Raw genomic sequence first — 26612 nt, forward strand, 5'->3', positions numbered from 1 at the left:
GCCGAGCGTCTCGATAGTAAAAAGATCTTGAAGGTTTCATGCGGGTGCTTATATGGCAGAACAGGGCGAAACGATCAGCGCAAAACGTCATCAAACGCCCATTCGGGCTTTGCCTTGGTCGCAAAATCCCTGCGTCGGCCCTGACGGCCTGTGATCGTGCGTTTACTGTTTTCCAGTGCGGCATGGGCATGATTGGGAGCGTGTGCATCGAGCCCCACTCCGATTGGAGCGAAGCCCATTTGCTCGTGCGGGAGTGGCGCAGGCCGATGTGCTGGGTGGATCGATTTCGAAACCGGGGTTTTCACCCTGTCTGGCCGGGGGACGTCGGGGACGATCCCCAGTCGGCCGTATTGTGAATGCGATCTAGAAGGGGTGGACTATGTCTGCGGACGGGGGCGTCGCGATTTCCGGGGAGATCCCGGTCATGGCACGCGATGTAGCGGTTATCGGGATGGCCGTCCGGATGCCGGAGGCCGACGATCTGTCGCAGTTCCTGGCGAATCTCCAGGACGGCCGCGACAGCGTCCGGGAGCTGTCCGCTGAGCGCCGTAGCCGTACGTCACTGTCGATCGACGCGCGGTACCAGCTCAACGGCTACATCGAGGACATCGACTCGTTCGACGACGAGGTCTTCGGGATCTCCCCGGGCGAGGCGCGGAACATGGCGCCGGAACACCGGCTGCTCCTGCAGAGCGCGTACCAGGCGCTGGAGAACGCCGGATACGATCCGACCTCGCTCGACGGCACCCGGACCTCGGTCTACGTCGGCGACACCCGGCTGGTCTACCAGCAGCTCGCCCGCCAGGTCGAGCCGACCATGGTGATGGGCACCCACGCCGCAGCCACTGCGGGCCGGATCGCACGGTTCTTCGGGCTCCGCGGGCCGGCCGCCATGGTCGACTCGTCCTGTTCGTCGGCCCTGCTCGCCGTCCACCACGGCGTGAACGACCTACTGCTCGGCGACGCCGAGCTGGCCCTGGTCTGCGGCGTCAACCTGAACCTCTTCGGCGACCCGAAGGACGACGAGGACGAGCTGGACCTCGGCATCCGGTCCGCGGACGGCAAGACCCGGGCGTTCTCGGCGGATGCGGACGGCACCGGCTCCGGCGAGGCCGTCGTCAGCGTCCTACTCAAGCCGCTGGACCGGGCACTGCGCGACGGGGATGTCGTCCATGCCGTCATCAAGGGCACCGCGGCCAACAATGTGGCGGGCCGCTCCGGCAGCCTCACCGCGCCGGACAGCTCGGCGCAGGCCGAGGTGATCGAGCAGGCATGGGCGAAGGCCGCCGTCGACCCCACCACGATCTCCTACATCGAGGCGCACGGGACCGCCACGCGGCTCGGCGATCCGATCGAGATCGAGGCCATCGACCTGGCGTTCAGCCGAGTGACGGACCGCAAGCAGTTCTGCGCGCTCTCCTCGGTGAAGAGCAACATCGGCCACACCTGGAGTGCGTCGGGCCTGGCCGGCCTGGTCAAGGCGGTGCTCGCACTGCGGAACCGGCAGCTCTTCCCCAGCCTCCACGCGCAGACGATGAGCCCGCTGATCGACTTCGCGAACTCGGCGGTCACCGTGACCAGGGAACTGACGCCGTGGGAGCCGGCCGTTGGCGTCCGCCGGGCCGGCGTCAGCGCGTTCGGCGTCATGGGGACCAACGTGCACGCCGTCCTGGAGGAGGCGCCCGCCCGTGAGGAACCGGGCCCCTCCTCGAACACCGGCAACTGGATCCCCGTTTCGGCGAAGACCGCCACGGCGCTCGCCGCCAATGTCGAGGCCCTGCGGTCCTGGCTCGTCGAGCACCCGGACCTGTGCATCGAGGACGTCCAGCGCACCCTGGTCACGGGCCGGCAGCACTTCCCGTACCGAGCCTGCGTCACCGCGGCCGATACGGCCGGGCTCACCGCCGCGCTCGTCGACCCCGCGACGACCGGCCCGGAGAGCAGCGCCGCGGTCACCGTGATCCTGGTCTCCGGAAGGTGCACGGCGTCGGCCTCGCTGACCGCCTCCCTGCGTCGCGCGCACCCCGAGTTCGACCGGCTGTACGTCCAGGCCGAGCAGGCCGCCGGTGCGCACGCCGGAGACCCGAAGGCGGGCCAGTTCGCCTTCCAGTACGCGATGTACGGCCTGCTGGGGCGGATGGGCGTCGAGTCGCGCCACGTCGTCGGGGAGGGCGTCGGCAAGCTGGTGATCGACGCGAGCCTCGGCCGGGTCGAACTCGCCGAAGCGGTAAGGCAGGCGGTGAACGCCGAGGACGCCGACGCCGGTGACCTGGACGCCCGCGTCGACCGTCTGCTCGCCGCGCTGGGCGACCAGCGGGTGCTGTTCGTCGAGGCCGGCCCCATGTCGACGGTCTCCTCGGCGGTCGCGGGCCGCGGTGGCGCCGCACGCTCCGTCGTGGCGCTCGCCGAACGCCCCGATGCCTTCGAGGTCTTTGTATGTGACATGTATCTGACAGGGGCCCGCTGGAGGTGGGCGGAGACCGCCGGCGACGGTCGCAGGATCGAGCTGCCCTCCTATCAGTTCGACCGCACCCGCTGCTGGCTGGACCCCGCCAACACGGTGGCGCCCGCCCCGCAGGTCGGCGAAGCGGTCACCGGCGCGACGGTCGCCGCCGACCCGGCCCAGGCCGTTCAGCCCGCCGATGTGCTCGGGTCGGTCCTGGCGGCCTGGCAGGGCGTGCTAGGCATCGAGACCATCGCTCCCGACGAGTCCTTCTTCAACCTCGGCGGCGACTCGATCGGTGCCATCCAGGTGCTCAACCGGCTCCAGACGGTGTACGGCGTGGAGCTCGACCCCTACGCGATCTTCGACTACGAGACGCCGGCCGAACTCGCCGCCCACCTGGAGAAGTTGGCGGACATCACCACCTTCGCCACCATGACGCCCGCCGTGCAGGGCGCGCCGCCGGACCTCGACGCCGCGCCGACCTCCGCGGAGCAGCTGAACGTATGGCTCGCGGCCGAGTTCGCGGGCGGCTCGGTGGCCTTCAACCTGATCCGCAGCTTCGAGCTGACCGGGACGGTCAACACCGAGGCGCTGCGGCGCGCCCTGGATGCACTGGCCGCACGGCACGACGCGCTGCGGGCCGTCTTCTCCTACGCGGACGAGGAGTTGACCCAGCGGATCACCCCGGCGGCCGGATTCACCGTGCCGCTGGAGCTGCTGGAAGCGCCGCTGGACGGGGACGCGCACGGCGCCGTGGACAGCGTCGCGCTGGCCAAGGCCTTCGCCTCCCGTCCGTTCGACCTAGCGAAGGGCCCCCTGCTGCGGGCCCAGTTGGCGTCCATCGGCGCCGACCGCCACCTGCTGACGCTCTGCACCCACCACGTCGTCGTCGACGGGTGGTCGCTGGGGCTGCTGGTCCGGGACCTGGGCGCCTACTACGCCCACTTCGACCGCGGCGCGGCCCTGGACCTGCCGGAGATCGGCATCAGCTACGGCGAGCACTACCGCAAGCTGGCACAGCAGGCAGGCGGCCGCCACGACGATGCCGCCGCCTACTGGCTCGACCGGTTCGGCACCCCGGTGGCGGCCCTCGACCTGCCGGCCGCCCCCGTCGCCTCGGAGGGCCTCCCCTGCTACCGCGGCGCCTACCGGCACTACGAGCTCCCCGTGCCGCTGTGGCAGCGGCTCAAGTCGTTCTGCCAGGCCGGCGGGGTGACGGTGTTCACCTCGATGCTGAGCGCCGTCGCCGCCGCGCTCCACGGGTACAGCCGGGATGGCGACCTGGTCATCGGCACCCTGATCGCGGGGCGCAACAGCGAGTCGCTGGAGCAGCTGGTGGCGATGCTGATCCGGTCCCTGCCGCTCCGACTGAGGGTCGACGCTGACGGCGGCTTCGAGCAGCTGTCGGAGAGGGTCCGCACCACATTCGTCGACGCCCTGCGCAACAGCGACTACCCGTACGAGGAACTGGTGGAGGAGCTGCAGCAGCGCGGCCTGCTCCAGGCCTCAGGCCTGTTCGACGTCATCGTGGCGTTCCAGCAGTTCGGCGAGGACGGCGAGGCGCCGCACAGCGCTCTCGCGGGCCCCGGCCTCACCGTCCGGCCGGTCGAGGTGAACCTGGACACCAGGGACGTCCCGATCAACATCATGATGGCGGAGGAGGAGGGCACGGTCCGCTCGGCCATCCGCTTCGACAGCGGCCGGTTCACCGCGGAGATGATCGACCGGCTCTGGGCGGACATCAGCCGCCTGCTCGACCGGGCGCTCGACGACCCCTCGGCCCCGATGCGCCTCGCCGCGAGCCCGGCCGACGGCACGACGGCCGAGCCGGCCACTGCAGCCGCCCCCGCCCTCGCTCCGGCCGGAGCGCAGGGGCCCTCCGACGCCGTCACCCAGGACCTCGCGGGGATCTGGTGCGAGGTGCTGGGCGTCTCCGACGTCACGGAGGAGGACCGGTTCTTCGATGTCGGCGGCAACTCGCTGCGCGCCATCAAGCTGCTGGCACGGGTCCAGAGCCGACTGGGCGTCACGCTCGACCTGAAAACGTTCTTCGTCAGCCCCACGATCGCCGGCCTCGCCGAGGCCCTGGCCGAGGCCCAGCGGCAGGTGGTCGCACCGATCCCGAGCCTGGGCGGCCCGGGGGAGTACGAGGGCTCCCGCACGCAGGACCTGCTGATGGAGATCGACCGCGGGAGCGCCTACCCCGGTGCCTTCCACCGCAACGACCTGCAGGAACTGCGCGGCCCGCTCGACCCGTCGCTGCTGCGGCGCGGCTTCGAGCTGCTGGTCGAGCGGCACGAGAGCATGCGGACGACCTGCGACCTCGTCGACGGTCGGACGGTGCAGACCGTGCACGCGCCGGGTGCCCTCCCCCTCAACTACCGCTTCCGTGACATGACCGGCAGCTCCGCGGAGCAGGTCCACGAGTTCGTGGTCGCCCGCAAGGACGAGCCGTTCGAGACGGCGTGGGAGCCGCTGGTGCGGGCCGACCTGATCCGCCTCGACACCGACACCCACCTGCTGCTCACGTCGATCCACCACGTGTTCGCCGACGGTTCGTCCGCGCGGGTGCTCTTCCGCGATTGGCACGAGCTGTACGAGGCACTGGTGGCCGGACGCGCCGCCGACCTGCCGGAACTCCCGATCCAGTACAAGGACGCCGCGGCCTGGCGCAACGACCGGCTGACCCCCGAAGTCCGCAGCGAGCACCGGGAGTTCTGGCGCCGGGAGCTGAGCGGGCTGGCCGTGCCAGTAACGCTTCCGGCCGACCTGCCGCGGCCCGAGGTCAGCGCGCTCGCCGGCGACCGGCTCTACCTGACCCTCCCGACCGACCTCGCCGAGCGGTTCGGGGCGCTCGCCCGGCAGCACTCGGTCACCGAGTTCACCGTCGGCTGGTGCGCGGTCGGGCTACTCCTCGCCACCACAGGGGTCACCGACTCCCTGATCGGGACGTACTCCCTCGGCCGGGACCGCCAGGAGTTCGAGGACCAGATCGGCACTTTCATCGGCACCGTCCCGCTGCGCCTCAAGGTGGCCGCGGACGACGAGGTGCCGGCGCTGCTCGCCCGGGCCCAGCAGACGATCCTGCGGGCGTTCGAGCACGACGAGTACCCGTACGGCGAGATCATGCGCGACCTGGGCTGGCAGCGGGGCCCCGAGCGCAGCCCGCTCTTCGACGTCGTGGTCAACCTGGACCAGATGGAGTCCGGCTGGGACGCGGCACCGGTCGGGGCGACCGTCGCCTTCGTTTCGAAGGACATCCACCGGCGCGCCAAGCAGGCCGACCTGCAGTTCGTCTTCCAGCGCTACGCCGACGGCCTGGTCCTGGCGATGAGCTACAACACGGAGGTCTTCTCGCCGGACTTGGCGCAGCTGATCCTGCGGCGCCTGCAGGCGGTCCTCGACGGCATGACCACCGCACGACCCATCAGCGACATCCTGACCCAGGAGGAATTCCCCCATGACCGGTTTCCCCAGTGAGAACTTCCTGACCGCCCTGGACCACGGGCGTGCCGCCACCGGTGAGCGGGCCGAACACGGCGGCGTGGTGCGCGAGTTCTCGGAGGACCGCTCGTCCTGCCAGATCCGGTTCTCCCGGCTCTCGGCGGACGACGCCGACGCCGTGATCGAGGCCGAGAAGGCCCTCGCGGACAAGGGCGGCTACGAGCTGGAGTGGAAGCTCTACACCCACGACGCGCCCTCCGACCTGGCCGCGCGCCTGGAGGCCGCCGGCTTCGTCGCCGACGACCGGGAGCAGGTGCTGGCCCTGCCGCTGGACGCGGAGACGATGGCGGTCTTCGACACCAGCGCCTTCGACGTGCGCCGTGTGGTCGACGAGGAGGGCCTCGCCGACTACGCCGAGATCGCCCGGGAGATCGGCCGCAAGAACGCCGACTCGGAGCGGCGCCGGCTGTGGGCCTGCCTGCAGGAGACGCCGGACGTGATGAGCGTCCACGTGGCCTATGTGGGCTCGGAGCCCGTGGCCGGCGGGCGGGTGCACTACCCCGAGGGCGCCGGCTACGCCGAACTGGCCGGCGGCCGGACGAAGACGACGCACCGGCTGCGCGGCATGTTCACCGCGGTCGTGGGCTCCCGGCTGGCGGAGGTCTCCGCCCGGGGACTCGACCTCGTCTTCACCGACGCCCTGCCCACCTCGGAGCCGATCCTCGCCAAGCGTGGATTCCGGACCGTGGTCGGGACGCAGCCGTTCGTCTACACGCCGTCGTCCTGACCCACCGGGCAGCCGTCCTCGCCCCTGACCGCGGCCCCGATCGACCAGCCGACGCGCACCGATCGGGGCCGCGCAGCCCGCGGCGATGACGTGGTCCGGGTCGGCACGGCCGGGTCGTTCACACCGCCGGTTCGCCGGATCGCCTGAATTCCACGATGAGATCGCACGCCGCCGCTGAGCACGCGTGCGGGAGGAAGCTGTGAAGACAACGAACGAACGCGCCGCCACCCTGGTCGAGCTCTTCGCCGACTCGGTGCGGCGCCACGGGGGACGGTCGGCTGTCGGAGACGGCACGACGACGCTCACCTACGAGGAGCTGGACCGCAGGTCGGACGCCGTGGGCGCGCTGCTCAGCAGCCACGGGGTGGGCGTCGAGGACCGGGTCGGGGTCTACCTGCCCCGCTCCGTCGACTTCGCCGTCGCGGTGCTCGGCGTCCTCAAGGCCGGAGCCGCCTACGTCGCGGTGGACCAGCGCTACCCCGACGCCCGCCGGGACCGGATGCTGCAGGACAGCGGCGCGAAGGTCGTCCTCAGCGACCAGGCGTCGGCCGACTCGCTGACGGCGGTACCCGCTGAGGTCGTGCCGATCGGTGACTGGGCCGGGTTCGATGGCCAGGGCGCGGGCGCGACACCGCTGCCGGAGAACGCGGCGAGCGTCCTGTTCACCTCGGGCTCCTCGGGCCGGCCGAAGGCGATCGTGCTGGAGCACCGGAACATCGTGTCGTTCGCGACCAACCCCGGCCTGCCGCAGCTCCACCCCGAGGACCGGACGGGGCAGATCTCCAACGTCTCCTTCGACGCCTTCCACTTCGAGATGTGGACCACCCTCGCGGCCGGTGCCCAGATAGTCGTCCTGCCGCCGGCACCGGAACTGCTCGCCGCGGGCTTCCGGCGGCAGATGGAGGAGTACGGCGTCTCGGCGATGCTCGTGCCCACCATGGTGGTCAACCACGTCGTGCGGGAGGACCGGGACGCGTTCGCCTCGCTGCGGGTGCTCTGCGCCGGCGGTGACGTCCTCCAGCCCTCCGCCTGTCGCGACCTGCTCACGGGCTGCTTCCAGGGACAGCTCTACAACCTGTACGGGCCAGCCGAGACCACCACCGCCTGTACCGCGCACCTGGTGACCGAGTCGGATGTGCGGTCCGGCACGGTGCCGATCGGGACCGCGCTCGCCGGAGTGACGGTCCGGCTGCTCGACGCGGACCTGCGGGAGGTGCCTGCGGGCGAGCGCGGTGAGATCTTCGTCGGCGGCCCGGGCCTGGCCCGCGGCTACCTCGACCGCGCGGACCTCACCGCCGAGCGCTTCGTGACGGTCACCGTCGACGGCGCCCCGATGCCGATGTACCGGACGGGCGACCTGGCACAGCTGCGTGCGGACGGGGCGCTGCTGTTCATCGGCCGCGCCGACGACCAGGTGAAGATCCACGGCTACCGGGTGGAGCCCGGCGAGGTCGAGCAGTCGCTCCGGCACCACCCCGGGGTGAAGGACGCCGTCGTGCTCGCCGAGGGCGAGGGCGACGACCGCCGACTGGTCGCCTTCGTCGTGCTCGGCGAGGAACTGGACATCGCGGAGCTGCGCGCCCGGGTGGAGCGGGACCTGCCCGACTACATGGTGCCGAGCAGCTTCATCGTCCAGAGCGAGATCCCGTACACCCAGCACGGCAAGCGAGACAGCGCGGCCCTGCGGGAGGCGCTGGCAGGGCACGACGCCCACGCCGCGGAAGACTTCGCGGAACCGCTCGGCGAGACCGAGCACTACGTGGCCGCCCTCTGGGCGAACCTGCTCGGCGTCGAACGGGTGGGCCGCGACCAGGACTTCTTCGCCCTGGGCGGGCACTCCATGCTCGCTTTCCGGATGAGCCACCGGATCAACCGCGAACTCGGCACCCGGCTCGCCTTCTCGGTCGTGCTGGACCACACCACCGTGCAGGGCCTGGCCGAGCAGCTCGACCTGGTACGGACGCCGGCGGCGGGCAAGTGAGCACGGCCGCCGACGTTCACCGCGCCCGCCCGGGCGGGGCCGCGCCCGATCCGTACGCCCACGGCGAGCGGATAGAACTCGTGGTCGCCCACCACGCCCGGCTCCGTCCCGACGCCGTCGCGGTCCAGCAGGCCGAGGAGACGATCAGCTACGGCTCGCTCGTCGAACGGGCCGAGGCCGTCGCCGCGCAGTTGCGCCGCCGGGGCGTGCCCGTCGGCGCCCAGGTCGCGGTGGCGATGGACCGCTCGATCGACCTGGTGGCCACGCTGCTGGGCGTCCTGCGGGCCGGTGCCGCCTACGTGGCCGTCGACCCGCAGTGGCCCCGGCTCCGGATCGCGGACGCGGTGCGCGGAACGGACACCTGTCTCCTCGTCACCGACGACGGCGAGCTCGCCGGGGAGGTGTGTGCCGGGACGGGCGTCCCCGCCGTCACGCCGGGCGAGCTGTTCGCCGGCGACCCCGCCGCCGCACCCCCCGCGCAGACCGACGGCACGCGCACGGCGAGCGTCTTCTACACCTCGGGCTCCACCGGCCGGCCCAAGGGCGCGCTGTCGCCGCACCGCGGCACCCTCCGGACGGTCGTCGACTGTCCCGCGATCTCGGTCGGCGCCGACACCGTGTTCCTCCAGGCGTCACCGCTGCCGTGGGACGCGTTCTCGCTGGAGCTGTGGGCGCCGCTGCTCAACGGCGGCCGGAGCGTGCTGCTGGACCGCGGTGCCGCCGCCCTGGACGCGGAGCTCCTGAAGGCCGCCGTCCGCCGTGGCGTCAACAGCGTCTGGCTGACGAGTTCGCTGTTCGCCGCGCTGGCCGAGGACCGGCCCGATGTCTTCGAAGGGCTGCGCCTGGTGCTGACCGGCGGCGAGCGGGTCCCGGTGGCCGCCGCACGGCAGGTCCTCGCCGGCTTCCCGGAGCTGCACCTGGTCAACGGCTACGGTCCGGCGGAGTCGACGATCTTCGCCACCCACCACGTCGTCCGGCCGGGCGACGTGGCCGAGGGCAGCACCGAGATCCCCATCGGCACGCCCCTGCCCAGGACCGTGGTCCGGCTGCTGGACCCGGACGGCCGTCCCGGCGCCGCCACGGGCGAGTACGAGGGCGAGATCGCGGTCGGTGGCGACGGCGTTGCCCTCGGCTACGCCGGAGACCCGGAGGAGACCCGGCGGCGCTTCTTCGACCTCGAGGGCGAGCGCTACTACCGCACCGGCGACCTCGCCCAGCGGGACGCGGACGGGCTGCTCCGCTACCGCGGACGCATCGACGACCAGATCAAGGTCCGCGGGATCCGCATCGAGCCCGGCGAGGTGGAGGCCGTCCTCGAGACGCACCCCTCGATCACGCAGGCCTGCGCCGTGGTGGTCGACTCGCCGTCGGGGAGCCGTCGGCACCTGGTGGCCGGGTACACCACCGCCGACCGGCGCCCCCTGGACCCGCCGGAACTCAGGGCCTTCGCGGCGACCCGGCTGCTGGACGCCATGGTCCCCACGCTCCTCCACCACGTCGACCGGATGCCCCGCAACGCCAACGGCAAGACCGACCGCCGGGCGGTGGCCGCGCTGATCCAGGAGCACCTGGCCGCAGCCGACCCCGGCGGAGACGACCGGGCCGCAGGCGTCGGGGCGGTGGGCGAGGCCCCCGGCGGTCCGCTGGCGGAGGTGCGCGCACTCCTGGGCACCGCCCGGCTGACCGCCGGCGACGACCTCCTCGAAGCCGGGGCGACCTCCCTGGACGTCATCCGGCTGGCGGCCCGGCTGGGCCGACGGCTCGACGCCCGGTTGACCGCCGCCGACGTCTACCGGCTCCGTTCGGTCGAGGCGATCACCGCCTACTGCGCCGGTGCGGCGCGGGCCGACGAACTGCCGGAAGCAGTCGACGAGGAGAGCGACGGCCCGCTCTCCCACGCCCAACAGCGCTTCTGGCTCGCCGAGATGGCCTCGCCGGGAGCGGCGGACAACACCATCGTGCTGGCCTACCTGCTCGCCGGTCCGCTCCGGCGGGACATCCTCGCCGAGGCACTCGCCGAGTGCCTGCGGTCGCACGCGGCACTGCGGACGGTCTACCTCTGGGGCGACGAGGGCCCGGTGCAGCGGATCCTGCCGCCCGAGCCGACCGGCAGAATCCTGGAAGAGGTCGAGCCGCCGTCCGACGCCGTCGGGCGCGAACCGCAGGAACTCGCCGAGGCGCTCGTCGCCGACTGGTGGGACCGGCCGTTCGCGCTGGACTCGGAGATCCCGGTGCGGTTCAGGCTCTGCCGCATCGGTGACGAACGGCACCTGCTCTGCCTCCAGGCGCACCACATATCCTTCGACGGGAGCTCGGAGCACGCCTTCGTGGCCAACCTGCGGGCCGCCTACGAAGCCCGCTGCGCCAGACGGCCCGTCCCCGCGCACGAAGGGCGGCTGAGCTACCGGCGCTACGCCGCCTGGGAGGCGCACCAGCTCGCCGACTGGGCCGACCGGGACCTCCCCTACTGGTCCGACCAACTGCGGCCGGCTCCCGAGCCGTTCCTGCCGGCGCCCACCGGTGGTGCCGCCGAGGCGGCCCGACGGGAGCTCGCCACCCGCGTGGACGCCGAAACGGTGACAGCCCTGGCGGCGGTCTGCGCGGGTCTGGGCGGACCGGTCCTGACCGGACTCATGGCCGCGGCCGGGCTCGCCCTGACACGGACCTTCGGGATCGCCGACCCGGCGCTCGGAACCGTGACGGCCGGCCGGTTCGACCCCGTCCCGGAGTCGACCGTCGGCTACTTCGTCAACCCGTTCGTCGTCCGCCTGACGGCGAAGCCGGAAGAGGACGCGAGCACCGTACTCGCCCGTGCAGTGCGGCTGGTCGTGGACGGCCTCGACCACGCGCGCACGCCGTTCGACGACGTGGTGGGCGCACTGGCACCCGCCCGAGGGCGCCACCCCTTCTTCCAGACCTTCGTCGTCCTCCAACTGCCGCCGCCGGCCGACGCTCTGGGCGCCGGTGTCGAGCTGATGCCCATACGGATCCGGCCGCCGCGCACCGCGATGGAGCTCGTGATCGAGGCGATTCCCGGCGCAGACGGCTCCTGGACGGTCGTCACGCAGTGGCGGGAGGACGGCGTCAGCGCCGACGCTGTCGCCCGTGTGGACGTGGAGCTGCGTCGCTGCCTGGCCGAGATGGCGGGTCAGCCATGACCACCGACACCGGGTCCCGCGCCGGGCGATGGCTGTGCGGGTTCCACCCGGCACCGAGGCGTCCGACCTCGCGCCTGTTGATGCTGCCGCACGCCGGCGGCTCCGCCAGTTTCTACTTCCCGTTCTCGGAGGCGTTGTCCGGCGACGTGGACGTGCTGGTGGCGCAGTATCCAGGCCGGCAGGAACGCCACAGGGAGCCGTCGATCACCGACATCCAGGAGCTGGCGGTCGCGGTGCTCGCCGCGCTGACGGCGGACGGACTCGATGATGTGCCGCTGGCGCTGTTCGGACACAGCATGGGCGCTCTTGTCGCGTACGAGATGGCCGGGCTCCTCGAAGAACGCGGTGTGCCGGTCGCGCGACTGTTCGTCTCCGGGTGCCGTGGCGCGGCCGTGCCCGACGATCCACGGCGGTTGCACGCCGACGACGACGCCCTGATGGCCGAGTTGGCGGCGATGGGGGGAACCGACGTCGAGCTGCTCAGCCACCCGGACATCCGCCAGATGGTCCTACCGCCACTGCGCGCCGACTTCCGTGCCGTGGAGACGTACAGCCACCGGCCCCGGCAACCCTTGCGCGTCCCGATGACCGCGCTGATCGGTGATATGGACCCCCGGGTGCGGCCGGGCACCGCAGAGGCCTGGTCCGAGCTCACGCTTGGATCGTACGAACTGCGGATCTTCCACGGAGACCACTTCTTCCTCGTGGCGCCGGGGACGTTCGGCGAGGTGGTCAGACTCCTGCGCGACCGGTTGACCGGACCGGGTCCATCGACCACTCACATCTCTCACGGTGAGGAAGAAGCACTATGATCACCCATTGGTGGCTCCATCAGCTACCCCCGGTTTCCGGCGTCCTCAGGGCGGTCCTCTACGCGGGGCTGCTCGTACTTTGTATGAACCAGCAGCCCACGCCGCTGTTCGCGCCGAAGATCATGGCGAAGACCGAGTCGGCCTTCTACACTCCCGTCCTCGCGCTGCGCGTCCTTGGGATCCGATGGGTCCGCCCGGCGGTGCTCGTGGTGGTCAGGAATCTGACCATCGTCGCCTGGATCGCCGCGACGGCGGGCCTGCTGCAACCGGTCGCCGGGATCCTCACCTTCCTGGGCTTCGCGTTCCTGCACGCGGTGAACGCCGGTGCGCTGGGCGCCAACCACTCCAGCCACGCAGCCCTCTACACCCTGTTCGCCATGTGCTTCTCGGTGTCCTACGACTTCTCGCTCGACGGGCTGCTCGCCGACCACACCGCCTGGCCCCTGCTGGTGGCCCGCGACTCCGCGTTCACGTCGGGATTCGCCCCCTGCCTGCTGCTGGTGGCACTCGCCTACACCCTGCTCGCCGCCGGCGTCGCGAAGCTGCGCTTCGGCCGACAGGGCTGGTTCGACGGCACCGCGCTGAACTTCTACCTCCGGATCTCCCAGCCGGCGGCACGCTGGCTGTGGCTGTCGCGGTTGATGATCTCCAAGCCGTGGCTGTGCCGACTGGCTGCCTGGGGCACGCTGGTCGTCGAACTCGGCGCGGTGGCCGCCATTTTCAGCTGGCAGCTGCGCATGCCCATGGTCCTGGCGTGGATCGCCATGCACATCGTCATCCTCTGGGTCATGTTCCCGGCCTACTACATCCAGATGTGGTGCTACCTGCTGCTGTTCGACTGGCCCTGGCTGATCGAGCAGGTCACCGGCGACCGCCCGGCGACGCACGTATTCACCTCCGACGGGCCGGTCGCCACGACCATGGCCGTCGTGGGCTGCGCGCTCACCGCCGCGCTCCTCTACGTCCTGGTTGTCAGCTCGGAGCAGTGGCCGTTCACCAGCGTGCCGATGTACTCCAACGGCACCGCCGAGGCGGACCTGATCCCGCTGCCGGGCCGTGCCGAACTCCATGAGCGCGCCACCCGGGCCGCCCGCGGGCAGCACACCGCCTGGGGCCGCGCCTGGGTCGACGAGGAGTACCTGGAGGACATCTGGGCCCGTCCGGTGGACCCCGACGCCGAGCCGCAGCGCATGTTCCACCTGCTGATGGAGGAGGGCACTTCGACCTTCGTCCGCTGGTCGCAGTACGCCAAGGTGGTCCGCGAGCTCGCCATCGAGGACGTCCTCGCGAAGCCGCCGAACAGCCCGGAGCATGCCGAGGCCCAGGTCTACCCAGCCGCCGCGTTCCTGCGGCAGGTCGCCCCGCTGTTCCGCGCGGCGCTGCCGACCTGGGAGAAGTACGAGGCACTGGAGCTGGTGTGCCGCACCAGTTGCGGTGGTGTCCTGATCGGCCGCGCCGAACTGGCCGAGTCCCGAGTCGCGAGGTGAACGCAATGACCGCACCGCAGAGCATCAGCGAGATCGCGTCCGCCCCGGACGCGGAGTGGTACCCGCTGTCGTCGGCGCAGCTGACGATGTGGCTGGCTGTCCAGTCCGGCGACGCCCACGCCGCGTACACGGTTCCCGCCGTCTACCGGCTGGACGGCGAGCTGGACGTCGAGGCGCTCAAGGAGGCGTTCACCGAGCTGCTGCGGCGCCATGAGGCGCTGCGCACCGTGTTCGGCAGCGTGGACGGCGTGCCCCGGCAGCGGCCGGCCGCCGACGCGGACCTGGACTGGACGTACCGGGTCGCCGCCCAGGGGACCGACCGGCTGATCGAGAACTTCGTGTCGCGCCCGTTCGACCTGGCCGCCGGGCGCCTGCTGCACGTGATGCTGGTGCAGGAGGCCGCCGACCGCCACGTCCTGGTCCTCGCGGCGCACCACATCGCGGTCGACGGATGGTCGTTGACCGTGCTCCTCGACCAGGCACTGGACGCCTACCGGCGAGGTGTGCAGGGCGCCCCGCAGGAAGCCGAGGACGGTGCCCGGCTCCAGTACAAGGACTACGCGGTCTGGCAGCAGACCGTGCTCGACAGCGGCGCCCTGGACGCCTCCCGGGAGTACTGGCGGCAGCGTTTCCAGGAGCCGGTCGAGCGGGTGGACCTGCTCGCCGACCGCCCCCGCCCGACGGTGCGCAGCCACCTCGGCGCGAACGCCACCCGCGTCCTGCGGCATGAGACGGTGGCCGCCCTCAAGGACCTCTGCCGGCTGGAGCGGACCACGGCGTTCGCCGCGCTCAGCGCCGCACTGCGGGTGCTGGTGTACCGCTACAGCGGGCAGCGGGACATCGCCCTGGGCACCTCCGCCGTCAACCGGCCGCTGCCCGAGCTGTTCGACCAGGTCGGCTGCTACGTCAACAGCGTGGCGCTGCGCGATCCGGTGGCGCCCGGCGCGAGCTTCCGCGAGCTGCTGCTCAGCAGCCACCGGACCGTGCGCGGCGCCCTCGGCCACGCCGAGTACCCGTTCGACCGGGTGGTCCGTGACGCGGGCGCCGACACCGAAGCGGGGCGCAACGCGCTCTTCGACATCATGATCATGTCCGATGAGGGCTTCGGCGAGCCCGGAGAACAGGTGCCCGGCCTCGGAGTGCAGGCGGTCCGCGCCGGCAACGGCCACAGCAAGATGGACCTGACGCTGTTCTTCGCGGAGACGCCCGAAGGGCTGCTCGCCACCGTCGAGTACGCCGTCGAACTGTTCGACGCCGACCGCATCGAACGGCTGCTGCGCCACTTCGAGGTCCTGCTGGCGGACGCGGTGGCCAGGCCGGACGAGCCGGTGGAGGCCCTCGAACTGCTCGACGCCGCCGAGCGCGAGCTCGTCATGCACGGCTTCAACCGCACCGACGCACCGTACGACCTCGACACCACCGTCGTGCGGCTGTTCGAGGAGCAGGTCCGGCGCACCCCGGACGCCGTCGCGGTCGTCGACGAGCAACGGTCCTGGACGTTCGCCGAGCTCAACGCGCAGGCCAATCGACTGGCGTGGACACTGCGCGACAAGTACGGCGTGGCGACCGGCTCCCTGGTGGCGCTGCGGCTGGCCCGGTCCGCCGACCTGACGGCGGCGGTCCTCGGCGTCCTGAAAGCCGGTGGCGCGTACCTGCCGCTGAGCACGACCGACCCCGACGACCGGGTCCGCCACGTCCTGGACGACAGCGGATGCGCCGTCGTGCTGCGGGTCGGGGACGCCGTGGACCCCGCGGACGCCGCGGACCTCCCCCTCACCGGCCGGACGCTGCTGGACCTGGCCGGGCCGCTGTCGGAGCGCACCGACGACCCGCCGCCCGCCGCGGGGCCGGACGACCTCGCCTACTGCATCTACACCTCAGGGTCCACCGGGCTCCCCAAGGGCGCCCTGGTCGAGCACCGCTCCCTGGTCAACCGGCTGCACTGGATGGTCGAGGACCTGAGCCTCGGCGAGGACGACGTCATCCTGCAGAAGACGCCGTACACCTTCGATGTCTCCGTCTGGGAACTGCTGCTGCCCGGGACGATCGGCGCCCGGCAGGTCATGCTCCCGCCCGGGGGAGAGTCCGACCCCGAGCTGATCCGGTCGACCATCCGCCGCCACGCGGTGACCGTGGTGCACTTCGTCCCGTCCATGCTCAGCCAGTACCTGAACTCCTGTCAGGACGGCTTCCCGGGAGTGCGGTTCTGCGTCTGCAGCGGCGAGGAGCTCGACAGCAGCCTCGCGCGGAGCTTCTTCGGCGCCGTCGGGGACGACGGTGCGCGACTGATCAACTACTACGGCCCGACCGAGGCGGCCGTGGACGTCACCACGCTGCACGTGGAACGCGACCGGCCGGTCACCCTCGGCCGTCCGGCGCCCAACAACCGCCTCTACGTCCTCGACGACAGCGGCCGGCCGTGCCCGATCGGCGTCACCGGTGAACTCTGCATCGGCGGGGCCCAGGTGGCCCGCGGCTACCTGAACCGCCCGGAGCTGACGGCGGAGCGGTTCGTCGCGGACCCGTTCGGCACCGGCCCGTTCGTCGCGGAGGGGGACGGCACCGGCCGGATGTACCGCACCGGTGACCTGGCCTGCTGGTCGCCCGACGGACAGCTGCGCTACCTGGGGCGGCGCGACAACCAGGTCAAGATCCGCGGCCAGCGCGTCGAGCTGGGCGAGATCGAACAGGCGCTGCGGGGCGAACCCGGGATCGAGCGCGCCGTGGTCCTCCCCCGCGCGACCGGCGGGGAGACCGGGCTGCTCTACGCCTACCTGGAGGCCACCGGTTCGGCGCCCTCCAACGAGGCCCTGCGCGCGGCGCTGCTGCGCCGCCTGCCGACCCACATGGTGCCCTCCCACTTCCTGCGCGTCGACACCCTGCCGCTCACCGCCAACGGCAAGGTGGACCGCCGGGCGCTGTCCCGGCTCGGCGACGGGGAGCTGGCGACCGCGGAGCGGGTGGCGGCCTCCACCGAGACCGAGCGGGCGGTGGCCGGGATCTGGTCCGCACTGCTCGGCAGCGACGCCTTCGGAAGCACGGACGACTTCTTCGTGATCGGGGGCCACTCCCTGCTGGCCCTGCAACTGGCCAGCCGGGTCAACGAGCACTTCGGTCTCGACCTGCCGTCAGCCGCCTACTTCGCCCACCGCACCATCGCCGCCCAGGCCCGCCTGGTGGACGAGACGGCCCCGCGGACCCACACCGGTATACCGGTGGTCGCCCGCACGGACGGCCACCCGCTGTCCTTCGCGCAGGAGCGGATGTGGTTCCTGTCCCAGCTCGACTCCGACAGCACCGCCTACCACATCCGTACGCTGGCGACCTTCCGCGGCCCGCTGGACGTCCCCGCCCTGCGCCTCGCGCTGGAGGACCTCGTCGCCCGGCACGAGCTGCTCCGCGTCACCTACGACGCGGCCGGCGGGACACCGACCCAGCGGGTCCGGGAAGGGCTGCCCCTGGCCTACGCCGAGCACGACCTGACCGTGTGCGATCCCGTGGAGCTGGACGAGGCCGTCGCACGCCTGGTGCAGACCGACGACATGGTGCCCTTCCGGCTCACCGAGGAGGCACCGGTCCGGTTCGCCCTGTTCCGGACGGGCCCGTCCGAGCACCGGTTCCTGCTCACGCTCCACCACATCGCGGGTGACGGCTGGTCCATGCGGCTGCTGATGCGCGATCTCGCGGCCCTCTACGGCCGGCGGGCGGATCCGTCGCAGGCGCAGTCCGTGCCGGCGCCGTCGCGGGTCCAGTACATCGACTACGCCGCGGCCGTCCGGGAACGGGTGGCGAGCGGGGCGGTCGAGCCCGATCTGCAGTACTGGCACGCCAAGCTCGCGGGCGCGCCCCAGCTCGAACTGCCGACGGACGTGCCGGAGCCCCAGGGCAGCGGCCGGGCCGACGGCCGCCTCGCGCGGAGCGTGCCCGTGGAGACCGGCGCGGCACTGCACAGGCTCGCGGCGCAGACCTCGACGACCCCGTTCGAGATCGCCATGGCCGCGCTCAACCTGCTCCTGTCCCGGCTCAGCGGCCAGTCGGACGTGGTGGTCGGCTACCCGGTGGCCCACCGTGACGCCCTCGAGACGGAGAGCATCGTCGGCCTGTTCCTCAACACGCTCGTGCTGCGAACCGAGCTGGCCAGCGACTCGACCTTCCTCGACCTGCTCTCCCGGGTCAGCGCCGGGCTCCACGAGGGCTACGCGCACGAGGCCGCGCCGTTCGAGCTGCTGGTGGAGCGACTCAACCCGGTGCGGCGCCTCGACCGCAGTCCCGTGTTCGACGTGCTGCTCAACTACCTCGGCCGGCTCCACGAGGAGGCGGTGATCGACGGCGTGGAGACGTTGTTCGACGACACCCTCTGGGAGCCCGAGGCCAAGCTGCCGTTCACGTTCTACGTCTCGGAGCGGGACGACGCCGCCCTGCACATCGAGCTCGTCTACCGTACCGACTCCTGCTCGGCGGCCCGCGCGGCGGCCATGCTGGGGCAGTTCAGCGCACTGCTGACCCAGGTCGTCGCCGCACCGAACCGCCCGCTGGCCGCGTACTCCCTGGTCCTGCCCGGTGACGCCCATGCCGGTGCGGCCCTGGCGACGCCGATGGACGCGCCCGCGCAGCCGCCGGTGACCGAACTGATCGCGGCCCGGGCCACGATCGCACCGGACGCCACGGCCGTCAGCCACGGCGGCTCCGCCCTGACCTACCGGCAGCTGGTCGACCGCTCCGAGGAGCTCGCCCGGCACCTGGTCGCGGCGGGGTGCGGGCGGGGACAGGTGGTCGCTGTGACGGGGCCGCGGAGTCCGGGGTTCGTCGTGGCGATGCTGGCGGTGCTGCGCAGCGGCGCCGTGTTCTTCCCCGTGGACCCGGCGCTGCCACCAGGGCGGCGTCGGCACCTGGTCGACGTCGGCGCTCCGGTGTTCTGCGTCCGGGTCGAGGAGGCCGACGAGCCGCAGCCCGCCGTCACCGAGGGCATGCCGCAGACCACCGTGGACGCCGGTACCGGGCTGTCGCAGCTGGCGGGCCGCGAGGCGTCGCTCCCGGCGGCCCCTGAGGTGGCGCTACCGGCGGTGGACCCCGATTCCCCCGCGTACCTGTTCTTCACCTCGGGAACCACGGGCACGCCCCGCGGAGTCCTGGGCCGGCACGCCTCGTTGACCCACTTCCTGCGCTGGCAGAGCCAGGAGTTCGGTGTGACGTCGCAGGACCGGTGCGCTCAGCTGACCAGCTCCTCCTTCGATGTGATGCTCCGTGACACGCTCGTCGGCCTGGTCAGCGGCGGCACCACGGTGCTGCCCGGGCCCGAGGACGTGCTGGGCGGGAAGGCGGTGTTCTCCTGGCTGGTGAGGGAGCGGATCACGGTGCTGCACGCGGCACCGACGGTGCTCCAGTCATGGCTGCTGGACGCGTCGGCCGGTACCGGCCTGGGCGAGCTGCGGCTGGCCTTCCTGGCCGGCGAGCCGCTCAAGGCGGCGCTCGTCGAGCGGTTCCGGGAGGTCCTCCCCGACTCCGCCGAGGTGGTGAACCTCTACGGCCCGACCGAGACGACGATGGCGAAGTTCGCCTACCGCGTCCCGCGGAACGCCGCGCTGCCGCAGCTGCTGCCGGTGGGCTCGCCGCTGCCGCAGTGCCAGGCCGTCCTGATGCGCGACGGTGAGCTGTGCGGTGTGGGCGAGCTGGGGGAGATCCTCATCCGCACGCCGTTCCGGACCTTCGGCTACTTCGAGAACCCCGAGGCGAACGAGGCGGCCTTCCTGCCGAACCCGCAGCACGCCGACGCGTCGGACCTGCTCTACCGGACCGGTGACCTGGGCCGGCTGCGCCCCGACGGGCTGCTGGAGGTCCGCGGCCGGATCGACGACCAGCTCAAGATCAACGGAGTGCGCCTGCACCCCGCCGAGATCGAGAGCGTCGCACTGGCGCACCCGTCGGTGTCCGCGTGCGTCGTCGTGGCGCACCGCCGCAGCACGGAGGAGTACCACCTGGTGGCGTACGCCGTCCCTCGTGCGGGCGCCGATACGGACCGTCTGCCGTCGCAGCTGCGCTCGCACCTGGCCGAGCAGTTGCCGTCGGCCCTCGTCCCCGCCGAGTTCATCGTGATCGACGTGATTCCGACGACGGCGAACGGCAAGCAGGACCGGGCCGCCCTGCCGCTCCCGCGCTTCCTGTCCGACCAGGCCGTCTCCGCCACGCCACCGCGTTCCGCGACCGAGGAGCAGATCTGCGCGATCTGGCAGGACGTCCTCGGCGGCCCGGTCGCCGGGATCGACCAGAACTTCTTCGAACTCGGCGGCTCCTCGTTGAAGGTGCTGCGCCTGCACGCGCTGCTGAACGAGCACTTCTCCAGCGCGGTCCGGGTGGCACAGCTGTTCACCCACGCGACCGTCGCCGGTCAGGCCGAGCTGGTTGCCCCGCGCCAGGTCCGCCACGAGGAGAGCCTCCTCGGTGAAGGGATCATCGTGCTGGATTTCTAGCCCCTCTTCCTGGAACCACGGAAAGTTCCGGCCGTGCGGGACGGGCTCCCGTCCCGCACGGCCCGGACATCGGCGAATCGAACAGCACCGGCACGGCCGGCGTGATGGATGAAGGACGGATGATGACAGCGGTCAGCAACGGCTCCCCGTTGGTTGTATGGCATGTGGACGCACTTGATGACGCACCTGATGGAGCCCTCGACTGGGCCCGGCGCAACAGGGGGGAGTTGAGGTCGGCCGTCACGGAGCACGGTGCCGTGCTGGTGCGGGGCCTCGGGCTGGGCGACCCGGAGACCTTCGCCGCGGTCAGCAAGGCGCTCGCCGACACCGACGAACTGATGGTGGAACACGAGGGGTTCGCCCACCGCGACGAGGCCCCCGGACCGGTCTACTCCACCGCCAGCTGGGCCGACGACCAGACCATGTGCATGCACCACGAGCTGAGCTACGCCCGCGAGTTCCCCGCCATGCTCATCATGGGCTGCCTGACCGCCCCGGACCAGGGCGGCTGCACCGCCGTGGCCGACTCCAGCGCCGTGGTCGACGCGCTCCCCGCCGAGGTGGTGGACCGCCTGGAGACCGAGGGCTGGCTGCTCACTCGCAACTACAGCGACACGGTCGGGCTGCCCTGGGCGGAGGCCTTCGGCACCTCCTCCCGGGACGAGGTGGAACGGTACTGCCGCGAGGGGGGCATCGAGTTCGAGTGGCGAGGCGACGACCTGCGGACCTGGCACCGTCGACCCGCCCTGATCACCCACCCGGTCACGGGACGGCGGTCCTGGTTCAACCAGATCGCCTTCTTCTCCGAGTGGAGCCTCGATGAGGACGTCCGCGACTACCTCGTCTCGGTGCTCGGGCCCGACGGCCTCTCCTTCAACACCGGGTGGGGGAACGGCGAACCCTTCACCGCCGACCTCATCCAGGTGATCAACGAGGCTTATGTGCGAGCGACCCGCCGCGAACCCTGGCAGGCGGGCGACCTGCTGATGGTGGACAACGTCCGGATGGCGCACAGCCGGGAGGCCTTCGAGGGCGACCGGCGCGTCCTGCTGGCGTTCGCGGACCCGCTGCGCGCCCGGCTCCCCGAGACCGCGCTCGGGATCTGACACCCGCGAGTCCCCCGGCCGCACTCGTGTGCTGGGCGCTACCCAGCACCAGCTTGTTCACCTCTTCGAATGATATGGAGACCTTGTGGCTCAGCCGACTTCCAAACGACGCCTCGCCCTCGCCGTACCTGTCGTACTTTCGCTCACCGCCTCCCTGGGCTTCCTGCCCGGCGCGGCTTCGGCCGCCGCGGGCACCGCGCCCGCCGCCTCCGCCACACAGGCCGCCGAGGGACCCGAACTGTCGTACGTGGTGAACACCAGGACGGACCGTCACACCCTCTCAGCGGTCCAGCGAGCCATATCCGCGGCGGGCGGCACGATCGTCGTGACGTACGACAAGATCGGTGTGATCGTCGTCCACTCCACGAACCCTGGCTTCGCCACCGCCCTGCGCGCGGTACCCGGAGTGCAGTCGGCGGGCGCCACACGTCACGCGCCGCTCCCGGCGCAGTCCACGACGGACGTCGGTACGCCGAAGGCGCTCACCGCCGACGAGGTCGCGCACGCCAAGGCCGCTGACGGGCAGGACCCGTTGGAGCCGCTGCAGTGGGACCTGCCCGCCATCAAGGCGGACAAGGCACACGAGCGGACGCTCGGCAGCCGCCGTGTCACCGTGGCCGTCATCGACACCGGTGTGGACGACACCCACCCGGACATCGCGCCGAACTTCAACCGCGACGCGTCCGCCAACTGCGTGTCGGGCAAGCCGGACACCACCGAGGGCTCCTGGCGGCCGACCGCCGAGGAGAGCCCGCACGGCACCCATGTGGCGGGTGAGATCGCGGGCGCCAAGAACGGCGTCGGTATCACCGGTGTGGCGCCCGGCGTGCGGGTCGCGGGCATCAAGGTGGCCACCACGGCCGGCTACATCTACACCGAGGCCGCGGTCTGCGGCTTCATGTGGGCGGCCGACCACCACGTCGATGTCACCAACAACAGCTATTACACTGACCCCTGGTACTTCAACTGCGCGAGCGACCCGGACCAGAAGGCTCTCGCGGAGGCCATCACCCGGGCGTCGCAGTACGCGGAGCGCAAGGGCACAGTCAATGTCGCGGCGGGCGGCAACGATGGCTACGACCTGGACGCCGCCTCCATCACCGACCCGGTCTCCCCCAACGACGGCACGCCCAGTGACCGGGTGATCGACCCGCACCAGTGCTTCGCCATCCCGACTCAGTTGCCGGGCGTGGTGACCGTGGCCTCGACCGGGGCGAAGGGCCTCAAGTCGTCGTTCTCCAACTACGGCCTCGGTGTCATCGACGTCGCCGCCCCCGGCGGTGACTCGACCGCCTACCAGGCCCCCGCCCCGCCCGCCACCAGCGGTAAGATCCTCGGCCCGTTGCCCGGCGGCGAGTGGGGATACATGTCGGGCACCTCGATGGCCACCCCGCATGTCGTCGGCGTGGCGGCCCTCATCAAGTCGACGCATCCGGACGCCTCCGCCGCCGTGGTGAAGGCCCTGCTGTACGCCGAGGCGGACGGGACGGCGTGCACCGATCCGTATGACATCGACGCGGACGGAAAGATCGACGCGGTGTGCAAGGGCTCGAAGAACCACAACGGGTTCTACGGGTGGGGCACCGTGAACGCGCTGAAGGCCGTGTCCTGGTGACCGTGCGGCTGCACGCGTAGGGCATGCGCGGGGTCCGGTGCCGTCGGTGCCGGACCCCGCGCCATGGTGACGCGCCGCACAGCGCAGAGACTCCTGGTCGGCGACCACTTCCCCTGGGCTTTCGCCCTGGTGGCGTTCGCTTCTTGGACCATCCTGTTCCCGCACGGGGGTTCGGCTTCCGTTACCTTCGGCTTACCGGCTGACGAGGCCGGACCCGTACGGGGTTTCCGTGTTCCACATCGTGCAGTTACGTCCGGGTGGGGTGCTCCCTTTACGCCGTCCTCCGTGGTGACCTACAGGCCTCTTCCCGATGGGGACCTGCCATGCTGGGCTTCCCAGCCCTAGAGGATTCCACCGCCGAGTGCCGACCATTGAGCGGTGTAAGTCTGACGACGAGTCGACGGGAGTTCGTTTTCACTCACCCTTTCGGACTTCCCCTTCACCTGTAGCTCGCGAATGGCCCGCGAGCCCTTGGGTTTGACCACCTCCGCTTAGCACTCCGGGATTACTCCCGGCGCACCGGAGGCTGGAGACTGACCGTTGGTCACTGGTCAGGTCCGCATGGCACGTCTCCTCTCCTGCGGACTCTGCGTGCGATGTGACTTCACGTTGCACGGGCGTGCGTTCCCGACCGACGCGCCAACGTCGGCCTACTCGATGACCCTCACAGGATCATTCGGGAAGGTACGCCCTTCGCGCGCCAACCCGAGGCCGATCCACAGGTCTTGAGCATTGCTCGACAGACCGTGAGAAACGATCTTCGGTCTAGGGTGTGATACGGCCTCTGACCTGTGTTGATTCTTTGCTTGATAATTCTGGCTGTGGGTATTGCCACATCCTGGGCGGCGGGTCGCCCCGCTAGGGTCTGTGCACTGCCTACAAAACGACCACCTTCATGACCCCTTCACGACCACTCCCAGGGCCCGGAGGCACCAGCATGGCGGGATCGCCGTTCGCATGGATCGACGAGCAGGCGTACCAGCGCGGGCAGGCCGGACTCGTCCGCACCCTGCGCCCTCGTGCCGCCGACTCACCCCTTCTGGATCTGGCCGGCAACGACTACCTCGGACTGGCCCGCCACCCCGAGATCACGGCGGCCGCCGCGGCGGCCGCCCACCGCTGGGGCGCCGGTGCGACCGGCTCGCGGCTCGTCTCCGGCACGACCGAACTTCACGGCGAACTCGAACGGGAGCTCGCCGACTTCTGCGGCTTCGAGTCCGCGCTCGTCTTCTCCTCCGGCTACGCGGCCAACCTCGCCGCCGTGACCACGCTCGCGCCGCACGGCTCGCTGGTCGTCTCGGACGCGGGCAACCACGCCTCCCTCATCGACGGCTGCCGGCTCGCCCGAGGGGCGACCCAGGTCGTGGCGCACGCCGACCCCGACGCCGTGCGCAAGGCGCTGGGCACGCACGAGGGACCCGCCGTCGCCGTGTCCGACACGGTCTTCTCGGTGGACGGCGACGCGGCCCCGCTGGCCGAACTCGCCACCGCCTGCCGCGAATACGGCGCGGCGCTGCTCGTCGACGACGCGCACGGGCTGGGCGTCCTGGGCGCCGGCGGCCGGGGCGCCCTGCAGGCGGCGGGGCTCGCGGGCGCGCCGGACGTCGTCGCGACCGCCACGCTCTCCAAGTCGCTCGGCAGCCAGGGCGGCGCCGTCCTCGGCCCCGCCCCGGTCATCGACCACCTGGTCAACGCGGCGCGCACCTTCATCTTCGACACCGGTCTCGCGCCCGCGGCGGCCGGCGGGGCCCTCGCGGCGCTCAGACTGCTGCGCCGTGAGCCGGAGCGCGCCGCCCGGGCCCGTGAGGTGGCGACGGCGCTGCACACCCGGCTGACCGCGGCGGGCCTGGAAGCCGTACGACCCGATGCCGCCGTGGTCTCCGTACGAGCACCGTGCCCCGAACGGGCCGTACAGTGGGCCGCGGACTGCCGCGAGGCAGGACTGGCCGTCGGCTGCTTCCGCCCCCCGTCCGTGCCGGACGGCATCTCACGCCTGCGGCTGACCGCTCGCGCGGACCTCACCGACGCGCAGATCGAGCACGCCGTGGACGTGATCAGCTCAGTCCGGCGATAAAGCCCTCCCAGCTCGCGGGAGCGAACAGCAGGGCGGGGCCCGCCTTGTTCTTGGAATCGCGTACGGCGACGAGTCCGGCCCAGGGTCCTGGGCCGGGTCGGGCCGTCTCCACGCAGTTGTTCATTCCCGTACTGCGGCTGCTGCGCAGCCATCGCACGTCACGGAGTGAAGTACTGGAAGGTACGTACCGAGGCAGTGCAGTCATGGGGGTGCCTCCTTACGCGCCGTCACCTATCCCGGCGATGTAGTCCAACGAGTCCTCGGGCGAAAGGGCGTGGAACTGAAGGGCGTTGAAGGCCTCGGTGTAGGCCTGAAGGTCTTCTTTCCGCTCGAGGTAGAGGCTACTCGTCAAGTGGTCGAGAACAACCACATCCAGATCAGTTGTGTTCGGAAATGAGAAGATAACGAAAGGCCCGGTGACTCCGATATGGGCTCCCGCGGCGAACGGCAGGACCTGAAGCCGCACTTGGGGCAGGGTGGCGGCCTCCCGCAGACGATCGAGTTGCCGGGCCATCACCTCGGGACCGCCGACCTCGCGTCTTAACACGGCCTCGTCGAGGACCGCGGTCAGTTCCAGCGGCGGATTCGAACGCAGGACGTCCTGCCGGGCGAGGCGGACCTCGACGAGCGCGTCGAGCTTGTCGTCCTCGAGCCCGCCGACGGCGACCCGGGTCACCTCCCGGGCGTACTCGGGTGTTTGGAGCAGTCCGGGGACCACCGAGGTCTCCAGCGTGCGCATCCCGCTGGCCTGGGACTCCAGACTGATGAAGTCGCGGTACGTGGGCGGCAGGACGCCGCGGTAGGCGTGCCACCAGTGATGGCGCCCGTTGCCCTCGGAGCCCGCGAGACCGACCAGGAGCTCCCGTAACTCGGGCTCCGTGACGACGTAGGCGTCCAACAGGCGTTCCACGTCCGCCGGTTTCACCCCACTGATACCGGTCTCGATCCGGCTCACCTTCGACTGGTGCCAGCCGACGATACGGGCCGCCTCACCACTGGTGAGACCCGCACCGGCGCGCAGCGCGCGCAGTTCGGCACCGAGCTTGCGGCGGCGCACCGCGGGACCGTGCTGCATGGCCGTACTCCTTACTCCTTCCGGGCCGCCCAAATACGTTCCGCCGTCGCAGAGTTCACCGCATCGAGCGACAGATATATGCATATCTCGGTGGATCGCGCCCGTGACCGTCCCAGTGATGGCAGTCTGGCGCGAAGCACCGGTCTGGGACCGTACTCGA

At 71.3% G+C, this 26612-nt stretch carries 12 protein-coding genes; 10 read left to right on the top strand and 2 right to left on the bottom strand.

The annotated features are described in order from the left end of the window. Window positions 1-424 precede the first annotated feature (424 nt). The 10 genes from OG819_RS29105 to OG819_RS29150 all read left to right on the top strand — a co-directional run bounded on the left by OG819_RS29105 (window position 425) and on the right by OG819_RS29150 (window position 25377). Window positions 425-5926, top strand: coding sequence for a condensation domain-containing protein (locus tag OG819_RS29105; protein WP_266651546.1), 5502 nt, complete (start codon window positions 425-427; stop codon window positions 5924-5926). Continuing rightward, entirely contained in the window at window positions 5907-6677 is a 771-nt protein-coding gene (locus OG819_RS29110; protein ID WP_266651547.1) for a hypothetical protein, read from the top strand. The genes OG819_RS29105 and OG819_RS29110 overlap by 20 nt, the downstream gene beginning before the upstream one ends. 199 nt (window positions 6678-6876) lie before the next feature. Continuing rightward, window positions 6877-8658, top strand: a complete 1782-nt coding sequence (locus OG819_RS29115; RefSeq protein ID WP_266651548.1) for a non-ribosomal peptide synthetase — start codon at window positions 6877-6879, stop codon at window positions 8656-8658. Continuing rightward, on the top strand, window positions 8655-11816 hold the full coding sequence (locus tag OG819_RS29120; protein ID WP_266651549.1) for an amino acid adenylation domain-containing protein: 3162 nt from the start codon (window positions 8655-8657) through the stop codon (window positions 11814-11816). Before OG819_RS29115 ends, OG819_RS29120 begins: the two co-directional genes overlap by 4 nt. After that, entirely contained in the window at window positions 11813-12628 is an 816-nt protein-coding gene (locus OG819_RS29125) for an alpha/beta fold hydrolase (protein ID WP_266651550.1), read from the top strand. The genes OG819_RS29120 and OG819_RS29125 overlap by 4 nt, the downstream gene beginning before the upstream one ends. Before the next feature lie 83 nt (window positions 12629-12711). After that, window positions 12712-14115: a hypothetical protein gene (locus OG819_RS29130; RefSeq protein ID WP_266651551.1), complete on the top strand. Its 1404-nt coding sequence runs from the start codon at window positions 12712-12714 to the stop codon at window positions 14113-14115. A 5-nt stretch (window positions 14116-14120) separates the two neighbouring features. Further along, window positions 14121-20582: a non-ribosomal peptide synthetase gene (locus OG819_RS29135; RefSeq protein WP_266651552.1), complete on the top strand. Its 6462-nt coding sequence runs from the start codon at window positions 14121-14123 to the stop codon at window positions 20580-20582. A gap of 122 nt (window positions 20583-20704) precedes the next feature. Continuing rightward, the gene (locus OG819_RS29140; protein WP_266651553.1) at window positions 20705-21688 is read left to right on the top strand and encodes a TauD/TfdA family dioxygenase; all 984 of its coding nucleotides are present in this window, start codon (window positions 20705-20707) and stop codon (window positions 21686-21688) included. A gap of 85 nt (window positions 21689-21773) precedes the next feature. After that, a complete protein-coding gene (locus OG819_RS29145) occupies window positions 21774-23303 on the top strand; it encodes a S8 family serine peptidase (RefSeq protein WP_266651554.1) in 1530 nt (509 codons plus the stop codon). A 937-nt stretch (window positions 23304-24240) separates the two neighbouring features. After that, complete coding sequence (locus tag OG819_RS29150) at window positions 24241-25377, top strand: 8-amino-7-oxononanoate synthase (RefSeq protein WP_266651555.1); 1137 nt, start codon at window positions 24241-24243, stop codon at window positions 25375-25377. Here OG819_RS29150 and OG819_RS29155 read toward each other — a convergent pair. Next, window positions 25358-25582, bottom strand: coding sequence for a DUF397 domain-containing protein (locus OG819_RS29155; RefSeq protein WP_266580722.1), 225 nt, complete (start codon window positions 25580-25582; stop codon window positions 25358-25360). The genes OG819_RS29150 and OG819_RS29155 overlap by 20 nt on opposite strands. Window positions 25583-25594: 12 nt before the next feature. Further along, window positions 25595-26452 (bottom strand): helix-turn-helix transcriptional regulator, encoded by an 858-nt coding sequence (locus tag OG819_RS29160; RefSeq protein ID WP_266622764.1) that lies wholly within the window; start codon window positions 26450-26452, stop codon window positions 25595-25597. Between the last annotated feature and the right edge of the window lie 160 nt (window positions 26453-26612).

This window comes from Streptomyces sp. NBC_01549, from assembly GCF_026339955.1.
In the GTDB taxonomy this organism is placed as follows: Bacteria; Actinomycetota; Actinomycetes; order Streptomycetales; family Streptomycetaceae; genus Streptomyces.

What these genes read in the sequence shown, in the direction of transcription:
- OG819_RS29105 (WP_266651546.1), top strand. Translation starts at nt 425, where the DNA reads ATGGCACGCGATGTAGCGGTTATCGGGATGGCCGTCCGGATGCCGGAG.
- OG819_RS29110 (WP_266651547.1), top strand. Translation starts at nt 5,907, where the DNA reads ATGACCGGTTTCCCCAGTGAGAACTTCCTGACCGCCCTGGACCACGGG.
- OG819_RS29125 (WP_266651550.1), top strand. Translation starts at nt 11,813, where the DNA reads ATGACCACCGACACCGGGTCCCGCGCCGGGCGATGGCTGTGCGGGTTC.
- OG819_RS29130 (WP_266651551.1), top strand. Translation starts at nt 12,712, where the DNA reads ATGAACCAGCAGCCCACGCCGCTGTTCGCGCCGAAGATCATGGCGAAG.
- OG819_RS29135 (WP_266651552.1), top strand. Translation starts at nt 14,121, where the DNA reads ATGACCGCACCGCAGAGCATCAGCGAGATCGCGTCCGCCCCGGACGCG.
- OG819_RS29140 (WP_266651553.1), top strand. Translation starts at nt 20,705, where the DNA reads ATGACAGCGGTCAGCAACGGCTCCCCGTTGGTTGTATGGCATGTGGAC.
- OG819_RS29150 (WP_266651555.1), top strand. Translation starts at nt 24,241, where the DNA reads ATGGCGGGATCGCCGTTCGCATGGATCGACGAGCAGGCGTACCAGCGC.
- OG819_RS29155 (WP_266580722.1), bottom strand. Translation starts at nt 25,582, where the DNA reads ATGACTGCACTGCCTCGGTACGTACCTTCCAGTACTTCACTCCGTGAC.
- OG819_RS29160 (WP_266622764.1), bottom strand. Translation starts at nt 26,452, where the DNA reads ATGCAGCACGGTCCCGCGGTGCGCCGCCGCAAGCTCGGTGCCGAACTG.